At 67.5% G+C, this 23,719-nt stretch carries 23 protein-coding genes; 16 read left to right on the top strand and 7 right to left on the bottom strand.

Annotated elements, in window-relative coordinates; translation table 11 throughout:
* Nucleotides 1-97: 97 nt before the first annotated feature.
* Nucleotides 98-1,474, top strand: coding sequence for a nucleotide 5'-monophosphate nucleosidase PpnN (gene ppnN / locus EC839_RS00675; RefSeq protein ID WP_132831791.1), 1,377 nt, complete (start codon nt 98-100; stop codon nt 1,472-1,474).
* Between the two features lie 350 nt (nt 1,475-1,824).
* Nucleotides 1,825-4,050, top strand: coding sequence for a bifunctional diguanylate cyclase/phosphodiesterase (locus tag EC839_RS00670; RefSeq protein WP_132831790.1), 2,226 nt, complete (start codon nt 1,825-1,827; stop codon nt 4,048-4,050).
* Here the strand turns inward: EC839_RS00670 and EC839_RS00665 are convergent.
* Both EC839_RS00665 and fpr read right to left on the bottom strand, forming a co-directional pair.
* Entirely contained in the window at nt 4,047-4,733 is a 687-nt protein-coding gene (locus tag EC839_RS00665; RefSeq protein WP_132831789.1) for a RibD family protein, read from the bottom strand. The two genes, EC839_RS00670 and EC839_RS00665, sit on opposite strands and share 4 nt — an antisense overlap.
* A 137-nt stretch (nt 4,734-4,870) precedes the next feature.
* Nucleotides 4,871-5,650, bottom strand: a complete 780-nt coding sequence (gene fpr / locus EC839_RS00660; protein WP_007160677.1) for a ferredoxin-NADP reductase — start codon at nt 5,648-5,650, stop codon at nt 4,871-4,873.
* Between the two features lie 120 nt (nt 5,651-5,770).
* Here fpr and EC839_RS00655 point away from each other — a divergent pair, with 120 nt between their 5' ends.
* Nucleotides 5,771-6,703 carry a LysR family transcriptional regulator gene (locus tag EC839_RS00655; RefSeq protein WP_132831788.1) on the top strand — a complete coding sequence of 311 codons (933 nt, stop codon included), beginning with the start codon at nt 5,771-5,773 and terminating at the stop codon, nt 6,701-6,703.
* Nucleotides 6,704-6,721: 18 nt separating this feature from the next.
* On the opposite strand, the gene EC839_RS00650 is transcribed toward EC839_RS00655, so the two are convergent.
* Entirely contained in the window at nt 6,722-7,159 is a 438-nt protein-coding gene (locus tag EC839_RS00650) for a DUF4345 family protein (RefSeq protein WP_132831787.1), read from the bottom strand.
* Nucleotides 7,160-7,342: 183 nt separating this feature from the next.
* Here EC839_RS00650 and pdxY point away from each other — a divergent pair, with 183 nt between their 5' ends.
* Nucleotides 7,343-8,236 carry a pyridoxal kinase PdxY gene (pdxY, locus tag EC839_RS00645; protein WP_132831786.1) on the top strand — a complete coding sequence of 298 codons (894 nt, stop codon included), beginning with the start codon at nt 7,343-7,345 and terminating at the stop codon, nt 8,234-8,236.
* Between the two features lie 399 nt (nt 8,237-8,635).
* On the opposite strand, the gene dksA is transcribed toward pdxY, so the two are convergent.
* Nucleotides 8,636-9,040 (bottom strand): RNA polymerase-binding protein DksA, encoded by a 405-nt coding sequence (gene dksA / locus EC839_RS00640; protein ID WP_132831785.1) that lies wholly within the window; start codon nt 9,038-9,040, stop codon nt 8,636-8,638.
* Nucleotides 9,041-9,232: 192 nt separating this feature from the next.
* On the opposite strand from dksA, the gene EC839_RS00635 reads away from it, so the two are divergent.
* The 6 genes from EC839_RS00635 to otnI all read left to right on the top strand — a co-directional run bounded on the left by EC839_RS00635 (nt 9,233) and on the right by otnI (nt 15,181).
* Nucleotides 9,233-9,937 carry a FadR/GntR family transcriptional regulator gene (locus EC839_RS00635; protein ID WP_007163085.1) on the top strand — a complete coding sequence of 235 codons (705 nt, stop codon included), beginning with the start codon at nt 9,233-9,235 and terminating at the stop codon, nt 9,935-9,937.
* Between the two features lie 22 nt (nt 9,938-9,959).
* A complete protein-coding gene (gene ltnD / locus EC839_RS00630; protein ID WP_132831784.1) occupies nt 9,960-10,853 on the top strand; it encodes an L-threonate dehydrogenase in 894 nt (297 codons plus the stop codon).
* A gap of 5 nt (nt 10,854-10,858) precedes the next feature.
* Nucleotides 10,859-12,151, top strand: a complete 1,293-nt coding sequence (gene otnK, locus EC839_RS00625; RefSeq protein WP_132831783.1) for a 3-oxo-tetronate kinase — start codon at nt 10,859-10,861, stop codon at nt 12,149-12,151.
* Nucleotides 12,148-12,786, top strand: coding sequence for an aldolase (locus tag EC839_RS00620; protein WP_132831782.1), 639 nt, complete (start codon nt 12,148-12,150; stop codon nt 12,784-12,786). Before otnK ends, EC839_RS00620 begins: the two co-directional genes overlap by 4 nt.
* Nucleotides 12,787-12,925: 139 nt before the next feature.
* Complete coding sequence (locus EC839_RS00615; protein WP_132831781.1) at nt 12,926-14,386, top strand: SLC13 family permease; 1,461 nt, start codon at nt 12,926-12,928, stop codon at nt 14,384-14,386.
* 15 nt (nt 14,387-14,401) lie between these two features.
* A complete protein-coding gene (otnI, locus tag EC839_RS00610) occupies nt 14,402-15,181 on the top strand; it encodes a 2-oxo-tetronate isomerase (protein ID WP_132831780.1) in 780 nt (259 codons plus the stop codon).
* Between the two features lie 166 nt (nt 15,182-15,347).
* On the opposite strand, the gene EC839_RS00605 is transcribed toward otnI, so the two are convergent.
* Complete coding sequence (locus EC839_RS00605; protein WP_132831779.1) at nt 15,348-15,899, bottom strand: sugar ABC transporter ATPase; 552 nt, start codon at nt 15,897-15,899, stop codon at nt 15,348-15,350.
* A 102-nt stretch (nt 15,900-16,001) separates the two neighbouring features.
* Here EC839_RS00605 and xseA point away from each other — a divergent pair, with 102 nt between their 5' ends.
* From xseA to EC839_RS00580, 5 genes are all read left to right on the top strand, one after another.
* Nucleotides 16,002-17,381 carry an exodeoxyribonuclease VII large subunit gene (gene xseA / locus EC839_RS00600; protein ID WP_132831778.1) on the top strand — a complete coding sequence of 460 codons (1,380 nt, stop codon included), beginning with the start codon at nt 16,002-16,004 and terminating at the stop codon, nt 17,379-17,381.
* 72 nt (nt 17,382-17,453) lie between these two features.
* Nucleotides 17,454-18,491, top strand: a complete 1,038-nt coding sequence (locus EC839_RS00595) for a purine nucleoside permease (protein WP_132831777.1) — start codon at nt 17,454-17,456, stop codon at nt 18,489-18,491.
* 349 nt (nt 18,492-18,840) lie between these two features.
* Entirely contained in the window at nt 18,841-19,947 is a 1,107-nt protein-coding gene (locus tag EC839_RS00590) for an L-dopachrome tautomerase-related protein (protein WP_132831776.1), read from the top strand.
* A gap of 278 nt (nt 19,948-20,225) precedes the next feature.
* Nucleotides 20,226-21,047, top strand: coding sequence for a peptidoglycan DD-metalloendopeptidase family protein (locus EC839_RS00585; protein WP_132831775.1), 822 nt, complete (start codon nt 20,226-20,228; stop codon nt 21,045-21,047).
* A 98-nt stretch (nt 21,048-21,145) separates the two neighbouring features.
* On the top strand, nt 21,146-21,352 hold the full coding sequence (locus tag EC839_RS00580; protein WP_132831774.1) for a hypothetical protein: 207 nt from the start codon (nt 21,146-21,148) through the stop codon (nt 21,350-21,352).
* A gap of 3 nt (nt 21,353-21,355) precedes the next feature.
* Here EC839_RS00580 and EC839_RS00575 read toward each other — a convergent pair whose 3' ends face one another.
* Both EC839_RS00575 and EC839_RS00570 read right to left on the bottom strand, forming a co-directional pair.
* On the bottom strand, nt 21,356-21,910 hold the full coding sequence (locus EC839_RS00575; RefSeq protein ID WP_132831773.1) for a DUF488 family protein: 555 nt from the start codon (nt 21,908-21,910) through the stop codon (nt 21,356-21,358).
* A gap of 6 nt (nt 21,911-21,916) precedes the next feature.
* The gene (locus EC839_RS00570; RefSeq protein ID WP_132831772.1) at nt 21,917-22,306 is read right to left on the bottom strand and encodes a DUF6491 family protein; all 390 of its coding nucleotides are present in this window, start codon (nt 22,304-22,306) and stop codon (nt 21,917-21,919) included.
* A gap of 112 nt (nt 22,307-22,418) precedes the next feature.
* Here EC839_RS00570 and EC839_RS00565 point away from each other — a divergent pair, with 112 nt between their 5' ends.
* The gene (locus EC839_RS00565; RefSeq protein ID WP_132831771.1) at nt 22,419-23,699 is read left to right on the top strand and encodes a mechanosensitive ion channel family protein; all 1,281 of its coding nucleotides are present in this window, start codon (nt 22,419-22,421) and stop codon (nt 23,697-23,699) included.
* The last annotated feature ends 20 nt before the right edge of the window (nt 23,700-23,719 follow it).

Raw genomic sequence — 23,719 nt, 5'->3', positions numbered from 1 at the left:
CGGCCGAGGCCCCAACAATGACATTGCCGGATCGCATGAGGCGGTCCGCACCCGGCTACGGCCGCCGTTCGGCCGTATCACCGATAGGGAAGCATCTATGGCTCCAAGCAGACAGGTCATCAACGCTCAGGTCAGCCCCAAGGGCAGCCTGGAGACCCTTTCCCAGCGCGAGGTCCAGCAGCTCAGCGCCGCCGGCTCGGGCAACCTCTACCAGCTCTTTCGCCAGTGCGCCCTGGCCATCCTCAACACCGGCGCCCACAGCGACAACGCCAAGACCATCCTCGAGGCCTACCAGGACTTCGAGATCCGTATCCACCAGCAGGACCGCGGCGTGCGCCTGGAATTGATCAACGCCCCGGCCGACGCCTTCGTCGACGGCGAGATGATCGCCAGCACCCGCGAGATGCTGTTCAGCGCCCTGCGCGACATCGTCTACACCGAGAGCGAACAGAGCAGCCTGCGCATCGATCTGGAGAGCTCCGAGGGCATCACCGACTACGTCTTCCACCTGCTGCGCAACGCCCGCACCCTGCGCGCGGGCGTCGAGCCGAAGATGGTGGTGTGCTGGGGGGGCCACTCCATCAGCACCGAGGAATACAAGTACACCAAGAAGGTCGGTCACGAACTGGGTCTGCGCAGCCTGGACATCTGCACCGGCTGCGGCCCGGGCGTGATGAAGGGTCCGATGAAGGGCGCCACCATCGCCCACGCCAAGCAGCGCCTGCAGGGCGGTCGCTACCTGGGCCTCACCGAGCCGGGGATCATCGCCGCCGAGGCGCCCAATCCCATCGTCAACGAACTGGTGATCCTGCCGGACATCGAGAAACGCCTGGAGGCCTTCGTCCGCGTCGGCCACGGCATCATCATCTTCCCGGGCGGCGCCGGTACGGCGGAGGAATTCCTCTACCTGCTGGGCATCCTCATGCACCCGGACAACAGGGACATCCCCTTCCCGGTGGTGCTCACCGGGCCGCAGAGCGCCGCGCCTTACCTGGAGCAATTGCACGCCTTCATCGGCGCCACCCTCGGCGAAGCCGCCCAGCGTCACTACCAGATCGTGGTCAACGATCCGGTCGAGGTGGCCCGGCAGATGGCCCAGGGCCTCAAGGCGGTCAAGCAATTCCGCCGCGAGCGTCACGACGCCTTCCACTTCAACTGGCTGCTGCGCATCGAGGAAGGCTTCCAACGCCCCTTCGACCCTACCCACGAGAACATGGCCGCCTTGCAGCTGACCCATGCCGTGCCGCCACACGAACTGGCCGCCAATCTGCGCCGCGCCTTCTCGGGCATCGTCGCCGGCAACGTCAAGGCCAAGGGCATCCAGCTGATCGAGGAGCGTGGGCCCTACGAGATCCATGGCGATCCCGACATCATGCGACCGCTGGATCGGCTGTTGCAGGCCTTCGTCGAGCAGCACCGCATGAAGCTGCCGGGCGGCGCGGCCTACGAGCCCTGCTATCGCGTGGTCAGCTGAATCCTTTCACGTCGGTCTTTTTGCCCGATTTCTTCCCGACATGACCGTTCGTCAGCACCCTGTTCGACGAACGGTCATCATGCTAGCCAGGTGATATCACAAAGTCGCTAGCTAGCTATCCAGAGCGCTTCGCTGACCGGTGTGAGCCTGTTGGCGAAGTCACTTTTCCGCTACGAAAAAACCTCGCGCGCTAACTGCATGGCCCCAGGCTAAAGCCCCTCTTCACCACGCCGATAGGGCAAGGCAAGCTAACTTCAGAGCGCTGGTTGCCGTGGTGAAATCTACCCGGGCGGAGATCCCGCCGGGCCGTCTTCCTCCAGCCGCGCCAGACTTCCTGCCGAGGCCACGGAATGAACAATTGGCTGGGACTCGACTTCCTCGTCGCTCCTCTTGCCCAGGAGCAAGTGCACCTGCACGGCCAGCATGATGGCTGGCTGGTGGCGCTCGCCTATCTCGTCGCCGTCAGTGCCTGCTACGTCACCCTGGTGTTCGCCGAGCGCATCGGCCAGACCCGTACCCTGGCCCGGCGGCGTGCCTGGAGTCTGATGGGCGCCCTGAGCTTCGGCTTCGGCGTCTGGGGCATGCACTTCATCGCCATGCTGGCCTTCACCGTACCCACCCGGGTGCACTACGACCTCTTCATCACCCTGGCCTCGCTGCTGATCGTGGTGCTGGCTGGACTCATGGCCATGCCCGCCCTCAGCCAGCCCGACCTCACCCTGGGTCAGCGGCTCAAGGCCGGCACGGTGTTGAGCATGGGCATCGTGCTCATGCACTACACCGGCATGGCCGCGGTGCACACCGAGGCCGTGGTGCTCTATCGCCCGCTGCCCTTCCTGCTGTCGATCGGCATCGCCGTGATCGCCAGCTTCGCCGCCCTGCAACTGATCCAGATCTTTCGCCGCCACTACACCGGCATCTATCGCTGGCTGCGCATCGCCACCGCCCTGGTAATGGGCCTGGCCATCGCCGCCATGCATTTCACCGGCATGTGGTCCATGGTGCTGATCGCCCCCGCCGAGACCGAAAGCACCCTGCAGGGCGCCAGCAATTCCTGGCAGCTCGGCGTCGGCATCGCCATCATCGCCCTGCTGCTGGTGGTGGGCGGCCTGGGCGCGGCCTGGGCGGATCGCCAGCTGCAGCGCAAGGAAAACGACCTGGAGCGGGTCAATTCCCTGGTCGGCCAGCTCGACGAAGCCCGCGCCTCGCTGCAGCAGGCCGCCCACTACGACCCCCTCACCGACCTGCACAATCGCCGCGCCTTCAACCAGGCCTTCGCCGAGATCCTCGAGCGCCACGCCCAGCAGGGGCGCAGCCTGGGGGTGATGTTTCTCGACATCGATCACTTCAAGCGTATCAACGACAGCCTCGGCCACGATGCCGGCGACCAATTGCTGGTGGCCATGGCCAAGATCATTCGCGAGGCGGTGCGCGAAGGCGACCTGGTGGCTCGCTTCGGTGGTGACGAATTCTGCATCCTGGCCAGCCTCGCCGGACCCGACGAGGCCCGGCACCTGGCCCAGCGCATCCTGGAAAGGCTGCGCAATCCGGTCACCATCGGCAACCGCACCCTGGTGATGACCACCAGCATCGGCATCAGTCTCTATCCGCGTGATGGCGGCTGCTGCGAAGAGCTGCTCAAGAGCGCGGATCTCGCGCTCTATCTGTCCAAGGGCAATGGCCGCAACACCTTCAGCTTCTTCGACGAGACGCTGCGCGAAAAGATCTCGCTGCAACTGGAGCTGGAAGCCGAATTACGCGAGGCCCTGACCGAGGAACGCGGTCTGCAGCTCTACTACCAGCCGATCCTCGACGTCGCCAGCGGCCAGCTGGACAAGGCCGAGGCCCTGATCCGCTGGGATCATCCCCGCCTCGGCATGCTGGCGCCCAATGTCTTTCTCGGTGTGGCCGAAGCCAATGGCTTCATCGAGGAGCTGGATGCCTGGGTACTCAAACGCGCCTGTCAGGACCTGGTGGAGCTGACCGCCGCCGGCCTTACGGACCTGCGCATCGCGGTCAACTGCTCGGCGCTCAGTCTGAGCAACGAAGCCCTGCCCGGGCAGATCGCCTGGCGGCTGGACGACCACCGGTTGTCGCCGCGGCGGCTGGAGCTGGAGGTGACCGAGAATGCCCTGGTCAAGAACGTGCAGCCCACCGCCGAATTGCTGCAGCGCATCCGCGACCTGGGCGTGACGGTGTCCATCGACGACTTCGGCACCGGCTATTCGTCGCTGGCCTATCTCAAGCGGCTGCCGATCGATACCGTGAAGATCGACCGCTCCTTCGTCACCGGGCTGGTCGAAGGCAATGCCGATCACCAGATCGTCCAGGCCATCATCGGCATGGCCCGGCCGCTCAAGCTCAAGGTCACTGCCGAGGGCGTCGAACATCTGGAGCAGCTCCGCCTGCTGTGCGCCCTGGGCTGCGACTTCATCCAGGGCTATCACATCAGCCGACCGGTCCCCCTGGCTCAGGTGCCCGAGGTGATCGCCCGCTATGCCAGCGGGGTCTGTCCACTGCAGGCCCAGGCGGAGGCGGATGCCGACGCCCTGGCGCTGGCCAAGGCGCTCGGCTAGCCGCGGCGATAGCGCAGCCAGACGCTGCCGTCGTCCTGGGTTTCGGCTGAATCCAGCTTGAGGTAAAGCGGCTGCTGCCAGGCCTGCTCGGCGATCTCGAAGGAGGCCGGATGGGCGCCGCGGCCGTCCACCAGGGGGATGATCAGCACGCTGATCTCGTCCACCAGGCCGGCAGCGACAAAGGAGCCGCTGACGTGGGGACCGCCCTCCACCACCAGTCGTTCGATGCCCAGCTCGGCGTTGAGCAATTCCAGCACGGCGCTCAGGTCCAGTTCGTCCTTGCCGCCGAAGACATAGGAGGCACCGATGTCTTGCAGATGCGTCAGGTAGTCGTCGCTGACCCCTTCGCTGAGCACCGCCACCACATGGGAATCCAGGGCTTCGTTCTTCTTCCAGGCGACCTTGCCCTGGGGATCGATGGCGATGGCGTACTTGCTGGCATCGCGCTTGGCGAAATGGTGGGTGCGCAGGATGGGCGCCTGGGCGACGCCGGTGGGATAGCCGTCGCCGTGGGCGATCTCTTCCATGGTCACCCGGCCACAGGCCCAGGCATCGAAGGCGAAGCGCTCGGCCAGGCGCTCGTAGGTGGCATCGGCCTGTTTCTTGACGGCGCGATCCCAGCCATCGGTAAGGGCGTGGCCGTCGACCGACGACATCATATGGCAGATCACATAGGGCTTCATGGGGACTCCCGGCAGTGGCGTGTCGCCATGACACGCCTTGCAGCAACCGACCGGTCCGGCGCCGGGGGAGTTCAGCCCGCCAGGCCGCGGAAACGAAAAACCCGCCGGAGGGCGGGTTTTCGGGGAGCCGGGTCGCGTTACTTCTCGACGAAGGCGCGCTCGATCAGGTAGTCGCCCGGATCGCCCATGCGCGGCGAGATGGTCAGGCCGAATTCGTTCAGCACGGCACTGGTCTCGTCCAGCATGCTCGGGCTGCCGCAGATCATGGCGCGGTCGTCCTGCGGATTGATCGGCGGCAGGCCGATGTCCGCGAACAGCTTGCCACTGCGCATCAGGTCGGTCTGACGACCCTGGTTGCGGAATTCCTCGCGGGTGACCAGGGGGTAGTAGATCAGCTTCTCGCGGACCAGGTCGCCGATGAATTCGTGCTCCGGCAGGGTCTTGGTGATGAAGTCGGCATAGGCCAGCTCGTTCACGTAGCGCACGCCGTGGACCAGGATCACCTTCTCGAAGCGCTCGTAGGTTTCCGGATCCTGGATGGTGCTCAGGAAGGGCGCCATGCCGGTGCCGGTACTCAGCAGATAGAGGTGCTTGGCGGGCTTGAGATCGCTGAGGATCAGGGTGCCGGTGGGCTTGCGGCTGACCATCAGGTTGTCGCCTTCCTTGAGGTGCTGCAGGCGCGAGGTCAGGGGGCCGTCCGGCACCTTGATGCTGAAGAACTCCAGGTGCTCTTCATAGTTGGGGCTGGCGATGCTGTAGGCACGCATCAGCGGACGACCGCCTTCCGTCTCCAGGCCGATCATCACGAACTGACCGTTCTCGAACCGCAGGCCCGCATTGCGGGTGGTCTTGAAGCTGAACAGGGTGTCGTTCCAGTGATGAACGCTCAGGACGCGCTCGGTGTACAGGTTGCTCATCGATGACTCCAGGAAAAATCGGTACAGCCCGGGGCTGGATAGAAATTGCGCGACAGTTTATAGAGGGGGAAAATATCCGTGAAATGAATAATTCGAATATAGGTTATCCAAAAGGCAGATATGAGATTCACGTTGCGTCAACTCGAGGTCTTCGTCGCCGTGGCGCGCCAGGAAAGCGTTTCCCGGGCAGCCGAGGCGCTCAGTCTGTCGCAGTCGGCCACTAGCACCGCCCTGGGCGAACTGGAACGGCAATTCGACTGCCGGGTATTCGACCGCGCGGGCAAGCGTTTGACGCTCAACGCCCTGGGCCGGCAATTGCTGCCCAAGGCGGTGGCCCTGCTCGACCGCAGCGCCGAGGTGGAAAATCTGCTGCGCGGCAAGACCGGCTTCGGCTCCCTGGAGGTCGGCGCGACCCTCACCATCGGCAACTACCTGGCCACCCTGCTGCTGGGTGACTTCATGCTGCGTCATCCCGACTGCCGGGTGCGCCTGCACGTGCACAACACCGCCAGCGTGGTGCAGCGCATCGCCAACCATGACATCGATCTGGGCCTCATCGAGGGCGACTGTCAGCATCCGGATCTGGAGGTGCAGCCCTGGATCGAGGATGAGCTGGTGGTGTTCTGTGCGCCCGGACACGCCCTGGCGGGCAGGCAGGCCGCCCAGGCCGAACTGGAAGCCCAGGCCTGGATCCTGCGCGAACAGGGTTCCGGCACCCGCCTGACCTTCGACCAGGCCATGCGCCATCACGCCCAGCCGCTGGACGTGCGGCTGGAGCTGGAACATACCGAGGCCATCCTGCGCGCGGTGGAGTCGGGGCTGGGCATCGGCTGCCTGTCACGCCTGGCGCTCAGAGACGCCTTCGCCCGCGGCACCCTGGTGCCCATCGCGACCCCGACCCTGGATCTGCGCCGGCAATTCTGTTTCATCTGGCACAAGCAGAAGTACCAGACCGGAGCCATGGTCGAATTCCTCGACCTCTGTCGCCAGCTGACCCTGGGCCTCGCCCGCAGCGATCAGATCGACACCGCGCGGCCCCGGCCCGGGCGCTAGCTGCTGGCCCTGCTCAGGTTACTGGCCCTGGTAGATGCGACGATTCTCCAGCTCCCGCTGCTCGTGGCGGCGGTGGGCGCGGAGCGCCAGCAGGGCCAGGATGCCGATCACCAGGCGATAGCCCTGGGAATAGAGATCCAGCTCGGCGGTAGCCGACTCGCCCAGCACGCCGCTGATCAGCCGCACCACGAACAGCGTCAGCTGTACGAAGGCCACCAGCAGCAGGCCGGCCGACAGCCATTCCGCCCGGCGAAAGGCCAGCACCGCGAACAGCGCCAGGGCAAATTGCATACCGCCGTACCAGACCCGCGCCTCGGCCACCGACGCCGAATCCATCAGTACCATGCCGCGGGCATTGGCCATCTCGTAGGGATAGAACCAATGCGCCAGGGCGAGTCCAAACCAGACCAGGGCCTGCAGACCCAACACCAGACGTGCGAAGCGAAGCTCGGACATTCCCCGTTTCTCCTTGGGGCCAGAGGTGGATGACAGCCGCTCCAGTGTAGCCAGCGCCGGGAGCAATCTGCACTGCCGATGCAGACCGCCGCAGGCGGGTTAGGGTTCGCCGAAAGCACTGGGGTAAGCTGCAGGCCTCCACCCTTCCGGCTCCTGCCCGAGCCCGCCGCCCGAGAGATCGCCATGCCCGCCGCCCTGCCCGCCCAGCCGCCGCTGGTGCTGTCCATCCAGTCCCATGTCGCCTACGGCCACGTCGGCAACGCCGCTGCCACCCTGCCGCTGCAACTGCTCGGCCTGCAGCCGGTGGTGGTCAACACGGTGCAATTCTCCAATCACACCGGCTACGGCGAATTCAAGGGCCAGGTCTTTCCGCCCGAGCACATCCACGACGTGCTCGACGGCCTGCGCGCCCGCGGCGTACTGGAGCGCTGCGTGGCGGTACTCTCCGGCTACCTGGGCGACGCTGCCATCGGCGAGGTGATCCTCGGCGTGGTGCAGGAGATCCGCCGTCAGCGCGGCGACCTGCAGTATCTCTGCGATCCGGTGATGGGCGACGTCGGCCGCGGCATCTTCGTACGCCCCGGCATCCCCGACTTCCTGCGCCGCCGGGCCATCGAACAGGCCAGCCTGATCACCCCCAACCAGTACGAGTTCGAACTGCTGCACGGCCAGCCGCTGGCCGACACCGCCGACGCCGTGAGCGCCGCCCGGCTGCTGCTCGGCCGCCCCGGCCAACCGGGTCCCAAGACCATCGTCATCACCAGCCTGCGCACCCCGGACCTGCCCACCGACGTCCTCAGCACCCTGGTGGTGGAAGCCGCGGACGCCTGGCTGGTGCAGACGCCCTACCTGGATCTGCAGCCGCTGCCCAACGGCATGGGCGACGTCTTTTCCGCGGTGCTGCTGGGGCAGTTGCTCAACGGCCAGTCCACGCCCGCCGCGGCGTCCCATGCGGTCAGCGCCCTCTATGCCCTGGTCGCCCGCACCGCCCCCGGCAGCCGCGACCTGCCGCTGATCGCCGCCCGCGAGCAGATCGTGCGGCCAGGCGAGTTGTTCGAAGCGCAGCGGCTTCCATAGTTTCGGTGGAGCACAGCGAGGTCGATCCGTTGGGCTTCGCCGATCAGGCCGCTCCCCATAGATTCCGATGTAACGGCAGAAACCAAAGACTTATCGCAGCCACGGGCCGCTCCTACAGTTGCGTAGGAGCGGCCCGTGGCTGCGATAAGAAGCGCAGACAGCTGCTCCTACGCAAAGGGACGACCGATCCCGGTCTTGCCGGAGCGATGGAGATGAGCGCCTGCCTGGGTAGCCCCCTCTCTCCTCGGGAGAGGGTTGGGGTGAGGGCAACCCTTCACGCCGAAACCATTGCCCGCGTGGAAAACGCTACGCGGTTTTCCACCCTACGCCCGCTCCTGCGTCCGCCCCCTCTCCCCCCCGGGAGAGGGCTGGGGTGAGGGAGGCCTGCGCACGCGTCCCTCACGACGACTGCAGATGCCGCTCACGCTGCTCCTGGCGCTCCTTGGCCTCGACGCTCAGGGTCGCGGTGGGTCTCAGCAGTAGCCGCGCGAGGCCGATGGGCTCGCCGGTCTCCTGGCACCAGCCGTAGTCGTCGCGGGCCAGGCGCTCCAGGGCGGCGTCGATCTTGTCCAGCAGCTTCTTTTCCCGTTCCAGCTGGCGCAGTTGCCACTGGCGTTCCTGCTCGGCATTGCCGACGTCGGCCGGATCGCCATGGGTATCCAGGCCGCGCAGGTCCTCCACCTGATCGTCGATCAGGCGCTGCAGGTCGCCACGCTGGGTCAGCAACAGACGGCGAAAGAATGCGCGCTGGACCTCACTCATGTAGTCCGCGGCAGGTTGTGCCAGCAATTCCTCAGACGTCATAGATCGGCCCTCTACCAGTAAATGTTATATTATAACACTCCTCAACAGCTCTAGCCTGCACCTGACCTCCGTAGAATCCATCACAAAAATTCCGTAGTGCCTCTGCCAAAACCGCTACACAAAGGCAAAAGCCTGTGCGAAAGTAGCGCCACAACCTGTATGACAACCTTACAAGCACAAGAGCAGGTCTTTATGTTCGCCAAGGTTCCCGCCAACGTCCTGAGCGACAATGTCGCTCAGCAGCTGCTGGACAAGATCGAAGCCGGCGTCTTCGCCCCCGGCAGCAAGATCCCCAGCGAAGCCCTGCTCTCCGAAGCCTTCGGCGTCAGCCGTACCGTGGTGCGCGAGGCCATCTCGCGCCTGAAGAACGAAGGCGTACTGCAGCCCCAGCAGGGTCGCGGAATCTTCGTCACCGCTCACGCCAGCATCCGCCCGCTGCGCATAGACGCCGACGAAGCCAGCCTGCCCGGCAGCGTCTTCCACCTGCTGGACCTGCGCCGCGCCATCGAGGCCGAGATCGCCTCCGAAGCCGCCATCAACCGCAGCGAGACCGATCTGGTCGCCATCGACGAGGCCCTGGCGGCCATCGACGAAGAGGTCGCCGACGGCCATGACGGCGTACGCGCCGACGTGGCCTTCCATCGCACCATCGCCCAGGCCACCGGCAATCCCTACTTCATCAGGACCCTGGAATTCGTCAGCCAGTACCTGGAGACGGCCACGCGCATCACCCGCACCAACGAGGCGCGGCGCGAGGACTTCTCCCGTCAGGTACACGAAGAACACCAGGCCATCGTCGCCGCCATTCGCCTCGGCGATCCCCTGGCCGCCGCCAACGCCGCCCGCCAGCACATCTACAACGCCGCCCGCCGCCTGCGGCAGGCCGGCTTCGCCTGACCTTTTTACGGAGAACAACAAGATGCAAGACAACGTCGGTGTCATCGGCCTCGGGGCCATGGGTCTGGGCGTCGCCCGTTCGCTGCTGCGGGCCGGCTTCGCCGTGCATGCCTGCGACGTGCGCGCCAGCGTGCTGGAAGCCTTCGCCAGCGAAGGCGGCGTGGCCTGTACCTCGCCTGCGGCCCTGGCCGACAGCTGCGACATCCTCATCACCGTGGTGGTCAACGCCGAGCAGACCGAAGCCGTGCTGTTCGGTGAAGGCGGCGCCGCCTCTGCCCTGCGTCCGGGCAGCCTGGTGATCGCCTGCGCCACCGTGGCCCCGGCCTACGCCGTCGAGCTGGGCGAGCGCCTGGCCGCGCGCGGCATCCTGCTGCTGGACGCCCCGCTGTCCGGGGGCGCCGCCAAGGCCGCCAGTGGCGAGATGACCATGATGACCTCCGGCACCGCAGAGGCCTATGCCAAGGGCGAGGCGGTCCTGGCCGCCATGGCCGGCAAGGTCTATCGCCTGGGCGATGCGCCCGGCCAGGGCTCCAAGGTCAAGATCATCAACCAGCTCCTGGCCGGGGTGCACATCGCCGCCTCCGCCGAGGCCATGGCCCTGGGCCTGCGCGAAGGCGTCGATCCGGAGGCCCTCTACGAGGTCATCACCCACAGCGCCGGCAACTCCTGGATGTTCGAGAATCGCGTGCCGCACATCCTCAAGGCCGACTACACCCCGCTGTCCGCCGTGGACATCTTCGTCAAGGACCTGGGCCTGGTGCTGGATACCGCGCGCACTTCGAAATTCCCGCTGCCGCTGTCGGCCACCGCGCACCAGATGTTCATGCAGGCCTCCACCGCCGGCTTCGGTCGGGAAGACGACTCGGCGGTGATCAAGATCTTCCCGGGCATCGAGCTGCCCAAGGCCGCGGAGTGAGACCGATGAGCGCGACCGAGACCCGCCCGCTGCTGGGCTGCATCGCCGACGACTTCACCGGCGCCACCGATCTCGCCAACATGCTGGTGCGCGGCGGCATGCGCACCGTGCAGGTGATCGGCGTGCCCGCGGCCGATGCCGAACTGGAGGCCGCCGACGCCGTGGTAGTGGCGCTGAAATCCCGCACCACCCCGGCCGCCGAGGCGGTGAGCGAATCCCTGGCCGCCCTCGCCTGGCTGCGCCAGCGCGGCTGCCGGCAATTCTTCTTCAAGTACTGCTCGACCTTCGACTCCACCGCGGAAGGCAACATCGGCCCGGTGGCCGAGGCCCTGCAGGAGGCGCTGGACTGCGACTTCACCCTGGCCTGCCCGGCCTTCCCGGAGACCGGCCGCACCCTGTTCCGCGGCCACCTGTTCGTCCAGGACCAGCTGCTCAGCGAATCCGGCATGCAGCACCACCCGCTGACGCCCATGGGCGACGCCAACCTGGTGCGGGTGCTGCAGGCGCAGAGCCGCGGCAAGGTAGGGCTGCTGCGCTACGACCAGGTCGCCAAGGGCCCCGAAGCCGTGCGCCAGGCCATCGCCGAACTCCGGACTTCGGGTCATCGCCTGGCCATCGCCGATGCCCTGTCCGATGCCGATCTGCACACCCTGGGCGCGGCCTGTGCCGAGCTGCCCCTGGTCACCGGCGGTTCGGGCATCGCCCAGGGCCTGCCGGAGAACTTCCGCCGCGCCGGCCTGCTGCAGGCGCACGATGCCGCCGCTCTGGAGCTGCCCGCCGGTGGCGAAGCCGTGCTGGCCGGCAGCGCCTCCCAGGCCACCAATGGCCAGGTCGCCGCCTGGCTGGAAGCCGGTCGCCCGGCCCTGCGCCTCGATCCACTGGCGCTGGCTAAAGGTGACGACAGTATCGACGCCGCCCTCGCCTGGGCGCGCGAGCAGGGCCAGGCCGTGCTGATCTATGCCACCAGCCCCGCCGACGAGGTCAAGGCCATCCAGCGCGAGCTGGGCGTGGCGCGCGCCGGTGAGCTGGTGGAACGCGCCCTCGGCCTGATCGCCCGCGGCCTGTTCGACAGCGGCGTACGCCGGCTGGTGGTGGCCGGTGGCGAAACCTCCGGCGCCGTGGTCCAGGCCCTGGGCGTACAGGCCCTGCGCATCGGCGCCCAGATCGATCCGGGCGTGCCGGCCACCCTCGGCCAGGTACAGGGCGAACCCCTGGCCCTGGCGCTCAAGTCCGGCAACTTCGGCGGTCGCGACTTCTTCGCCAAGGCGCTGCGCCAGCTCGCAGGAGAACAGCCATGAGCGCCGAAGCCCGGCTACGCGAAGAGATCTGCACCGTCGGCGCCAGTCTCTATGCCCGCGGCTACACCGTGGGGAGCGCCGGCAACATCAGCGCCCGCCTGGAAGACGGCTGGCTGATCACCCCTACCGATGCCTGCCTGGGTCGCCTGGATCCGGCGGCCATCGCCAAGGTCGGCCTGAACGGTGACTGGGTCTCCGGCGACAAGCCGTCCAAGACCCTGGCCCTGCATCGCCAGGTCTATGACCGCAATCCCGGCGTGGGCGGCGTGGTGCATACCCACTCCACCCATCTGGTGGCCCTGACCCTGGCCGGCGTCTGGCGTCCCGACGACATCCTGCCGCCCATCACCCCCTACCAGGTGATGAAGGTCGGTCATATCCCGCTGATCCCCTATGCCCGCCCCGGCGCCGCCAGCGTCGCCGAGCAGGTGGCGCAATTGGCCAACCAGGTCCGCGGTGTGATGCTCGAACGCCTCGGTCCGGTGGTCTGGGAAAGCAGCGTGAGCAAGGCCAGCTTCGCTCTGGAGGAGCTGGAAGAAACCGCGCGACTGTGGCTGCTCAGCGAGCCGCGCCCGGCGCCGCTGGATGCCGCCGCCCTGGCCGAACTGGCGGAGACCTTCGGCGCCGTCTGGTGACCTGAAGCCCGCGTTACCGCAATACCCCCACGATGGCCCCTGCCGGCCGTCGCGGGATCGGCTTGCCCTGGAAAAACAACAATAGCGAGGAAAGTGCCATGTCCCACGTCGTCAGCCCTACCCGCCCGGAGTCCCGTTCATGAGTCCGTTGCTGCTGGTCCTCATCGCCGCGGCGGGCATCGCCCTGCTGCTGTTCCTGGTTCTCAAGTACAAGTTCCAGCCCTTCGTGGCGCTGATGCTGGTGAGCATCCTGGTGGCCCTGGCCGCCGGGGTCGAGCCGTCCAAGCTGGTGGCGACCATCGAAGGCGGCATGGGCAAGATCCTCGGCCACATCGCCATCATCATCGCCCTGGGCGCCATGATCGGCCGCATCATCGAACTCTCCGGTGGCGCCGAGGCCCTGGCCAAGACGCTGATCGAGCGCTTCGGCAACAGACGCACACCGCTGGCGCTGACCCTGGCCGGCTTCCTGGTCGGCATCCCGGTGTTCTTCGAGGTCGGCGTGATCGTGCTGATGCCACTGGCCTACGGCATCGCCCGCACCGCGCGCAAGCCGCTGATCGTCTTCGCCCTGCCGATGTGCGCCACCATGCTCACCGTGCACGCCATGCTGCCGCCCCACCCGGGCGCCGTGGCCGCCGCCGGCCAGCTGGGCGCCGACCTGGGCCGGGTGCTGCTGTTCGGCCTGCCGATCACCGCCGTACTGGCCCTGATCGGCTGGTGGGTGGCCGGACGCATGACCCGCCGTCACTACCCCATGACCGACGACATCCGTAGCGACGTCTACGGTCCGCAGATCACCGACACCCACCTGCAGCAGTGGGGCCGCGGCCAGGACATGGCCCCCGGCCTGCCCAGCCTCGGCGCCGCCGCGGTCAGGGTCGACGAGACCCCGGCCGGCGTCGCCGCCGGTCTGCCGCCCGCCCCGGCCCCCGGCTTCGGCCTGGTGGTGACCCTGATCCTGCTGCCCATCGTGCTGATCCTGCTGGGGACCCTGGCCACCAGCTGGCTGCCCGCCGGCAACCTGCTGCGCGACATCCTCACCGTGGTCGGCGCACCCCTGGTGGCCCTGCTGATCGACACCCTGCTGTGCGCCTATGTGCTGGGCTTCCGCCGCGGCTGGTCGCGCGAGCAGGTCTCGGAGGTCATCGGCTCGGCGCTGCCCGGCGTCGCCATGGTCATCCTCATCGCCGGTGCCGGCGGCGTCTTCGGCAAGGTGCTGGTGGACACCGGCATCGGCGCGGTGGTCTCGGAGCTGCTGCGCGCCACCGGCCTGCCGGTGCTGGCGCTGGGCTTCGTGCTGACCCTGCTGCTGCGCGCGGTCCAGGGTTCCACCACCGTGGCCCTGGTCACCACCGCCGGCATCCTCGGCCCGCTGATCGCCACCCTGGACCTCTCGGCCAACCACATGGCCCTGCTGTGCCTGGCCATGGGCGCCGGCGGTCTGGCCGTGTCGCACATCAACGACGCCGGCTACTGGATCTTCACCAAGCTGGTCGGCCTGAGCGTCGCCGACGGCTTGCGTACCTGGACCGTCCTGACCACCCTGCTGGGGTGCCTGGGCTTCGCCATCACCCTGCTGCTCTGGCCCTTCGTCTGATCTGGGAGACAAGCCATGCCCCGCTTCGCCGCCAACCTCAGCATGCTCTATCCCGAGCATGCTTTCCTCGACCGCTTCGCCGCCGCCGCGGCGGATGGCTTCCAGGCCGTGGAATACCTCTTTCCCTATGAGCACAGTGCCGCCGAGATCAAGGCCCGCCTGGACGCCGCCGGCCTGACCCAGGTGCTGTTCAATGCCCCGCCCGGTGACTGGGCCGCCGGCGAGCGCGGCCTGGCCGCCCTGCCCGGTCGCGAGACCGAGTGCCGCGCCGGCATCGACCGCGCCTTGGAGTACGCCGCCGTGCTGGGCAATCGCCTGGTGCACGTCATGGCCGGCCTGCTGCCCACCGGGGTCGACCGGGCCCGCGCCCGCGACACCTACCTGGGCAACCTGGCCCATGCCGCCGAGCAGGCGGCCAAGGCCGGGGTGACGATCCTCATCGAGCCGATCAACCCGCGCGACATGCCCGGCTACTTCCTCAATCGCCAGGACGATGCCCAGGCCATCCGCCAGGCCATCGGCGCCAGCAACCTCAAGGTGCAATTCGACTGCTACCACTGCCAGATCGTCGAGGGCGACGTCAGCAAGACCTTCGAGCGCGACTTCGCCGGCATCGGCCACGTGCAGATCGCCGGGGTGCCCGACCGCCACGAACCGGACCTGGGCGAGCTCCATTACCCCTACCTGTTCGAGCGCTTCGACGCCCTGGGCTACGACGGCTGGATCGGCTGCGAGTACCGCCCCCGCGGCGATACCTCGGCGGGGCTGGAGTGGTTGCGCAAGCTCAGGGCGTAAGCCGACATCCCGCGCTACCCAACACCGCATCCTTCCAGCTTGTAGGGTGGACAACGGCGCAGCCTTGTCCACCGCCAGGCACCTAGGCCCAGTGGAAAACACTGCGCGGTTTTCCACGCTACGGGGCTATCGCGGACCGCCATGGCTGCGCTAAAAACACCCGCCCCTACACCTCCACCACCGCCAACGGCTGCCCCAGGCGCCTCCGGAATTCTTCCAAGAACGCCGGGGCGAAGGCCCGTGCCGGCCAGTGGTTGAAGATGAAACCCAGGTCGGAAAAGGCGCAGGGCTGGGGAAAGTCGAAGCCGTTGATGTCGTCTTCGTGATCGCATTCCGGGCAGGCGAAGTTGTCGCTTTCCGCCGGCATCCAGACTTCCAGGTGCTCGAACAGCGCCTCGCCGATCTCGCGGCGGCAGGCGGGGCAACGCGCCCGGCCCTCGAAGCCGTCCAGCGGGGTGAAGATGCAGCGCTCGGTGACGATCTCCAGACCGCCGCCGGCATAGTCGCGCGGATCGTCCATGCCCGGCGCCAGGCGCAGCACCTCGGTCAGTCGCGGACCCGGCGCATGGCCCCGCCGGCCGCGACTGGGCAGGCAGGCCGAGACCTCGCCCCGGACCACGCCACTGGCGGCGAGCCAGCCAAGGATCTCCACGGCGGTGCGCTCCACCCGCGGATGGCTGGAAATGCGGGGAGCGAGGATGGTCTGGCGCAGGGTCATGGAACGCGGGTCTCGAAGGAAGGGGCGCGCAGCTTAATGTGCTGCTCGCCCCACGCCCATAGCTGCTAAGGTGAGGCCGACGAAAGCCACAGAAAGCGCCCCATGTTCAAGGATCCCTTCGCCCGCCTCGGTCTCGACCGCGAGGTGCTCAGCGTCAGCCAGCTCAACAGTCGCGCCCGGGTACTGCTGGAGGACGTCTTCGCCCAGGTCTGGGTCGAGGGCGAGATCTCCAACCTGGCCAAGCCGGCGTCCGGCCATCTCTATTTCACCCTCAAGGACGGCCAGGCCCAGGTGCGTTGCGCGCTGTTTCGCCAGCACGCCAGCCGGGTGCGTCAGGCCCTGCGCGACGGCCTGGCGGTCAAGGTGCGCGGCAAGGTCTCGCTGTTCGAAGGCCGCGGCGACTACCAGCTGATCCTCGACAGCGTCGAACCGGCCGGCGACGGCGCCCTGCGCCTGGCCTTCGAGGCGCTCAAGGAGCGGCTGGCCGCCGAGGGCCTGTTCGCCGCCGAACGCAAGCGCCCGCTGCCCGCCCATCCGCAACGCATCGGCATCGTCTCCTCGCCCACCGGTGCGGTGATCCGCGACATCGTCAGCGTCTTCAAGCGACGCGCGCCCCAGGTGGAGCTGACCCTGATCCCCACCGCGGTGCAGGGCCGCGAGGCCACCGCCCAGATCGTCCGCGCCTTGCAACTGGCCGACCGCCAGGGCTTCGATGCGCTGATCCTGGCCCGCGGTGGCGGCTCCCTGGAAGACCTCTGGTGCTTCAACGAAGAACCCGTGGCCCGCGCCCTGGCCGCCTGCCAGACCCCGGTGGTGAGCGCCGTGGGCCACGAGACCGATGTCTCCATCGCCGACTTCGTCGCCGATGTCCGCGCCCCTACCCCTTCGGCGGCCGCGGAATTGCTCGCGCCCCACAGCGCCGACCTGCGCCAGCGCCTGGACGGCCTGCATCGCCAGCTGCTCCTGCGCATGCGCGAGCGCCTGGCCCGCGAGCGGCTGCGCCTGGAGGCCTGCAGCCGTCGCCTGCGTCACCCTGGCGAGCGACTGCGCCAGCAGGCCCAACGGCTGGACGATCTCGACCTGCGCCTGCGCCGCGCCTATGTCATCGCCCAGAATCGCCGCCGCGATCGCCTGGCCCACCTGGACACCCGCCTGGCCGGCCAGCATCCCGGGCGCCAGCTGGCCCTACTGCGCCAGCGCCTGGAGCAACTGGCCGAGCGCCTGCCCCGGGTCATGCAGCGACAGCTCAGGGAGCGCCAGCAACGCCTGGCCGGCACCGTGCAGACGCTGCAGATCGTCAGCCCCCTGGCCACCCTGGGTCGCGGCTACAGCATCCTGCTCGACGAGCGTGGCCATGCCGTGCGTTCCGCCGCCGAAGTCGCCAATGGGCAGAAGCTCACCGCCCGGCTCGCCGAAGGCGAACTGGCGGTGCGGGTACTGGACAATCACCAGGAACCCACCACTCTGTCTCTGTTGGACTAATCGGTCCAACCCGGACCGATGGTGGCATGCATCTTGAACCCTCGGTCAGGATTTCCCCTACCGAGGCCCCCCATGCATTCCCTTCTGCGCGCTTCCTTGCTCCCCCTCACCACCGCCCTACTGGCCGGCGCGGCCCAGGCCGCCACCCCGCCCGCCGCGCCGCTGCAACCCAAGGTCATGCTCGTGGCGATGTTCGCCCCCGAGGCCCAGACCTGGATCGATCGCCTCAAGCTCACCCACAAGGTCGCCGTCGACGGGCTCTCCGCCGACTATCCCGATGTGCTCTGCAATGAGGCACGGGTGTGCCTGATGACCACTGGAATGGGGCATGCCAACGCCGCTGCCTCGACCCTGGCGCTGACCCTGTCGCCCAGGTTCGACCTCAAGCACACCTACTTCCTGATCGCCGGCATCGCCGGGATCAGTCCCAAGGAAGGCACCCTGGGCACCACCGCCTGGGCGCGCTATCTGGTGGACTTCGGCATCCAGTGGGAACTCGATCCCCGCGACGTACCCAAGGACTGGCCCACCGGCTACCTGGGCATCAACACCCGGGGGCCGGGCGAGAAGCCGCCGCTGGACTACAAGACCGAGGTGTTCGAACTCAATGTGCGGCTGAGAGACAAGGCCTATGCCCTGTCGCGCCAGGCCGAGCTGACCGAGAGCGCGGAATCCAAGGCCTGGCGCCAACGCTACGACTACGCGCCGGCCAACCAGCCGCCGGTGGTGACCCGCTGCGACACCCTGGCCGGCGACACCTGGTATTCCGGCACCCGCCTCTCCGAACGGGCCGAGGAGTGGACCCGCCTGCTCACCAACGGCCAGGGCCGCTACTGCACCACCCAGCAGGAAGACAACGCCACCTACGAAGCCCTGCTGCGCGCCAGCCGCCTGGGCAAGGTGGACCTGCAGCGCCTGGCGGTGGTCCGTGCCGGCTCGGACTTCGACCGTCCGGCCAAGGGCGCCTCCGAGGTCGACAACCTGCTCGACTACGCCAAGCAGGGCGGCTTCGTCCCGGCGCTGGAAAATCTCTATCGCACCGGCAATCCGCTGGTGCAGGAGATCGTCGAACACTGGGACGTCTGGCAGCAGGGCGTGCCGGCGAGCTGAGACCTTGGGACCTACTGGCGGGACTGCTCCACGGTCCGCTCGGGCGACTGGGTAGCCGGATCGCTACCCGGCGCGCTCTTTTGCACCACCTCGCTGCGCTGGGGGGGTGGCGTTTCCGGCGACTTGTGCAACCGGCGAGCAGAGCGCCGAGGGTCAGCAGTGCCAGGCTGCTGGTGATGAGACGAGGCATGGTTTTCTCCTTGGGGTTTGAAGGAGGACCCCGGGATTTCCCCGGACGTTCCCGCGCAGGCCAAGGTCCGGCCGGCTGTCGGCCCTGGCGATCTTCCTGGTGGATGGCGCAGTCGTACCTGCAGGACCGGCCTCTCCGGTCACCCATCAGGAATCCGCCATGCCCAGACCTGCCCTTTCCCGCCTCGCCCTGGCCACCCTGCTGACTGCGCTGCCCCTGGCGCCGGTCGCCTTCGCCGCCGAATCCAGCGCCAAACTGGAAAAGGTCGCCAGCTTCGATCACCAGGTCACCGGCGTGACCGTCAGCGAGAGCGGCCGGATCTTCGTCAACTTCCCCCGCTGGACCGAAGACAGTGAGGTCTCGGTGGCCGAACTCAAGCCCGACGGCAGCCTGGTGCCCTATCCGGACCCGGCCTGGAACGGCTGGCGCAATGCCAAGCGCGACGAGCTGACCCCGGGCAACCACTGGGTCTGCGTGCAATCCGTGGTGGCCGACGGGCGTGGCAGTCTCTGGGTGATCGACCCGGGCGCTCCGGCCCAGGCCCTGGTGGTGCCCGGCGCACCCAAGCTGGTCAAGATCGACCTGGCCAGCAACCAGGTGAGCAAGGTCTATGCGCTGGACGAAAGCGTGGCGCCCCAGGGCAGCTACCTCAACGACGTGAGATTCAGCCCGGACGGTCGCCACGCCTATATCACCGATTCCGGTGCCCGCGGCGCCCTGGTGGTCCTGGATCTGGAAAGCGGCAAGGCGCGTCGCGCCCTGGATGGCGACCCGAGTACCCAGGCCGAGAAGGGCGTCAAGGTCAAGGCCGATGGCGAGCCGCTGGTGCGTCCGGATGGCCGCGGCGTGGAATTCTCCGCCGACGGCATCGCCCTCTCTCCGGCCGGCGACTACCTCTACTGGCAGGCGGTCAAGGGCAATACCCTCTACCGCATCGCCACCGCGGCGCTGCAGGGCGACGACCTCGCCAGCCTGCCGGCCAAGGTGGAAAAGATCGGCGAGAACGGTCCGGCCGATGGCCTGTTGATGGACCCGCAAGGGCGCCTCTATGTCAGCGCGGTCGAAGACCATGCGGTGAAGATACGCGAGAACGGCCAGCTCACCACCCTGGTGCAGGACAAGCAGCTGATCTGGCCGGACACCTTCGGCCGCGGCCCGGATGGCACCGTCTACGTCACGGATTCGCGCATCCCCGAGATGAGCTTCTTCGATCCCAAGCAGAAGCCGGCCCTGGAAACCGTGCTCTACAAGATCGTGCCCAACTGACTTGGAGCCTGTTCAAAGTCTCGCGAGCTAGAGACAAACAAGGCGTAGGCGGCCCCGCGAAAATACCTGAGGAAGCGGATCGGACCCGCGTTCGGGTTTACGAGTAGTAAATGAGTATTGCGACGGGGCCGCCCAGGCGGGGCTGGCCTTCCAGGGCATTTTTAACGCCGTTTGGCCGACGCGCAGCAGACTTTGAATAGGTTCCAACAGGGTCCGGGTGCCTTGCCCTTTGGCCCTCGCCTGCTCCAGCATGGGCGTTTTCGCCGTTGGAAAACCCCATGTCCCGCCTGCTGCCCCTGCTCTGCTGCCTGTTCCTCGCCCTGCCCGCCCATGCCGGTACCTATCTGCAACGCCTGCTGGACAAGCCCGTGCCGGGCGGCGTCGCCGTGGTGCCGATCCCCGGCGACGCGGCGCCACGGGTGCGCTACCAGGGCAAGCCGGTGCTGGTGGTCAAGGACGGCAACGGCTGGGTGGCCATCGTCGGCATCCCCCTGGGTACCGCCGCGGGTCGCCAGCCGCTGGAGGTCGCCGGCGCGGCGCCCCAGGCCTTCACGGTCGGTAGCCGCCACTATGCCGAGCAGCGCATCACCCTGAAGAACCAGCGCCAGGTCACGCCTAATCCCGAGGACCTCAAGCGCTTCGAGCGCGAACTGGCCGAGCAGCAGGCCGCCTACCGGCTGTTCTCGCCGAACCAGCCCAGCAACCTGCTCCTCGACAAGCCGGTGGACGGCCCGCTCTCCAGTCCCTTCGGCCTGCGCCGCTTCTTCAATGGCCAGGAACGCAATCCGCATTCCGGCCTGGACTTCGCGGTGCCCGCTGGCACCCCGGTCAAGGCCCCGGCCGCCGGCAAGGTGGTGCTGGTGGGCGACTATTTCTTCAACGGCAAGACGGTATTCGTCGACCACGGCCAGGGACTGATCAGCATGTTCTGCCACCTCTCGCGCGTCGACGTCCAGGTCGGCCAGGAGGTGCCCCGCGGCGGGGTGGTCGGTCGCGTCGGCAGCACCGGGCGCGCGACCGGCCCGCACCTGCACTGGAACGTCAGCCTCAACGACGTGCGCGTCGATCCGAGCATCTTCATCGGCGCCTTCAAGCCCTGACCGAGCGCAAACAATTGGTTGCAGTCGCGGGCATTGCCAGGCGCAGGGCACTGGCTTAAAAGGAACGCCCGCCTCCACCCCGATCCGGAATGACCGCCATGAACCCAAGACCCCGCTTCGGCAGCGCCCTCGGCAGCATCCTGCTGGTCGCCGCGGCCTGCTATCTGCTGGTGGGCTTTTCCCAGGGCTTCGTGCTGTCGGCCTGGTCCTGGCGTACCTGGCTGGTGTTCGCCGTCATGGCGACGCTCTATCCGGTCGGCCTGTTCGCCGGCTGGTGGAAGAAGCGCGAGCCGGTGGAGCGCTAGGCACTAGCCCCAGCCGTGGCGGGCATAGGCCCGCTCCAGCCGTTCCTCGCGCGAACTGAACAGATCGCCGTCCGCCAGACCGCTCGCGGTCAATAGCCGGTCTTCCAGCTCGGCCTGGCTTTCCAGGCGCCCGTCCGGGTGGATATGGGTGACCGCCAGACCCCGCCGCACCAGGCAAGGCGCCACCAGCAGGCCCCGGTGACAGGTTAGAGGATCGCGCTCGGCGCACAGCAGGGCGATGCGCCAGCGTGCCTGGCCCTGCTCCAGCCGCAGCAATCCCTGCTGGAAGGGCGCGCTGGCGGCTAGGCGGTCATAGCGCAGCTGTCCATCCTCATGATGCGCCGGATCCGGACTGCGCGCCCCCAGCTCCCGGCCCAGGAACACATAGGCGATCCCCACCGCGGCCAGACCGTCGCGCAGGGCCTCGCGGCGATACTGGGGCACATGGCGGCTGTAAGGCTGGGAACGCACGTCGGCCACCGCCGTCACCCCCTGCGCCTGCAGCAGCTCGACATAGCGCGCCAGCGGATGATTGGAATGGCCGAGGGTCAGGATCATGGCGTTTCAGCGTAAGGGATCGAGGCGATACAGCCCGCCGATGGGGCACTCCAGGCGGTTGCCCCGGGCATCGGTGGAGACGAGGAAGTCACCCGGGCGCAGGCCGGCGGCACGCGAGCGATAGCCGAGGCGATTGCCGGCGGCCAGGTTGCGGCAGGGCACGGCGAAGTCCACCAGGTAGGCGCGACCGAGACCGGTTCCCAGCGCCAGGTGCCGGGCGTCCAGGTAGTGCCAACCGGAGAGGTCGAAGCCCAGGATGGTGTCCATGGCCGCGCCCTGCCGATAGCCCAGTTCGGCCAGGCGATCGTCCAGGGTGGGCGGTCCGAAGGGACGCCCGGCGCAACCGGCGAGCAGCAACACGGCGACGAGGGCGAAAAAGGCAGGGAGAACGCGCATGGAAATTTTCCTGGAAGGGCTGAACCTTGGACCGACCACGGGCGCCGAATACGGCAAGCGGGGCGCAGCTTTGCTAACGTGGCGCCCGTAGTATCCCGTCAAGAGACCCCCTATGCCCACGGCCCTGACCCGACTGATCGACGACCTCGAGAAACACCCGCAACTGCTCACCCTGGTCGCCTGCCTCGGCCTGCTGCTGGCGGCCTGGGTACTCAACTGGATCGTCAAGCGCATCCTGGTGCGCGGTTTCTATCGCCTGCTGCGCAGCACCTCCTTCGGTCAGGACCAGGAGCTCAATCACCACCGGGTCATCGGCCGGCTGGCCAACATCGTGCCGGCCCTGGTGCTTGCGGGCGGCATCGAGCTGGTACCCGGTCGGCCCGATGCCCTGGTCACCGTGGTGCAGAACGTCTGCAGCGCCTTCATCGTGCTGACCATCGCCCTGGCCCTGGGCAGCGCCCTGAACATGGTCAACGTGCTCTATTCGCGGCGGCCCTCGGCGCGGCTCAAGCCGATCAAGGGCTATGTCCAGGTCAGCAAGATCGTCATCTACGCCATCGCGGTCATCCTGATGATCGCCACCCTGATCGACCGCTCGCCGCTGATCCTGCTCTCCGGCCTCGGCGCCATGGCCGCGGTGCTGCTGCTGATCTTCCAGGACACCCTGCTCTCCCTGGTAGCCAGCGTGCAGATCTCCAGCAACGACATCATCCGTGTCGGCGACTGGATCGAGATGCCCCAGCTCAACGCCGATGGCGACGTCATCGACATCGCCCTGCACACGGTCAAGGTGCAGAACTTCGACAAGACCATCACCACCATCCCCACCAAGAGATTCATCACCGACTCCTTCCGCAATTACCGCGGCATGCAGGAAGCCGGCGGCCGACGGATCAAGCGCGCACTCAACATCGACCAGAACAGCGTGCACTTCCTCAGCGACGCCGAGCGTGAGCACCTGCACCGCTTCAACCTGCTGGACGACTACCTCACCGCCAAGGAACAGGAACTGGCGGACTGGAATCGCAAGCTGGAAAAACGTGGCCAGGAGCCGGTCAACACCCGCCGGGTCACCAACCTGGGCACCTTTCGCGCCTATGTGGAGCGCTACCTGCGCGCCCATCCCGGGGTCCACCAGGGCATGACCCTGCTGGTGCGCCAGATGCCGCTCTCCAGCGAGGGTCTGCCGGTGGAGATCTACTGCTTCACCAACACCACGGTGTGGGCGCAATATGAGGGCATCCAGGGGGACATCTTCGACCACCTGCTGTCGATCCTCCCGGAATTCGGCCTCCATGTGTTCCAGCATCCGAGCGGACGCGATTTCCGCATGCGGCTGGAGCCGACCGAGGCCATGACCTCCCTCGGCGAACCGGGCACCCCGGCGCCCTGACCCGCCCGCCCCAGGCCTAA

Source organism: Pseudomonas sp. JUb52 (genome assembly GCF_004341115.1).
In the GTDB taxonomy this organism is placed as follows: Bacteria; Pseudomonadota; Gammaproteobacteria; order Pseudomonadales; family Pseudomonadaceae; genus Chryseomonas; species Chryseomonas oryzihabitans.
The sequence above is the reverse complement of the archived record's forward strand: the minus strand, read 5'-3'. Positions and strand labels throughout refer to the sequence as shown.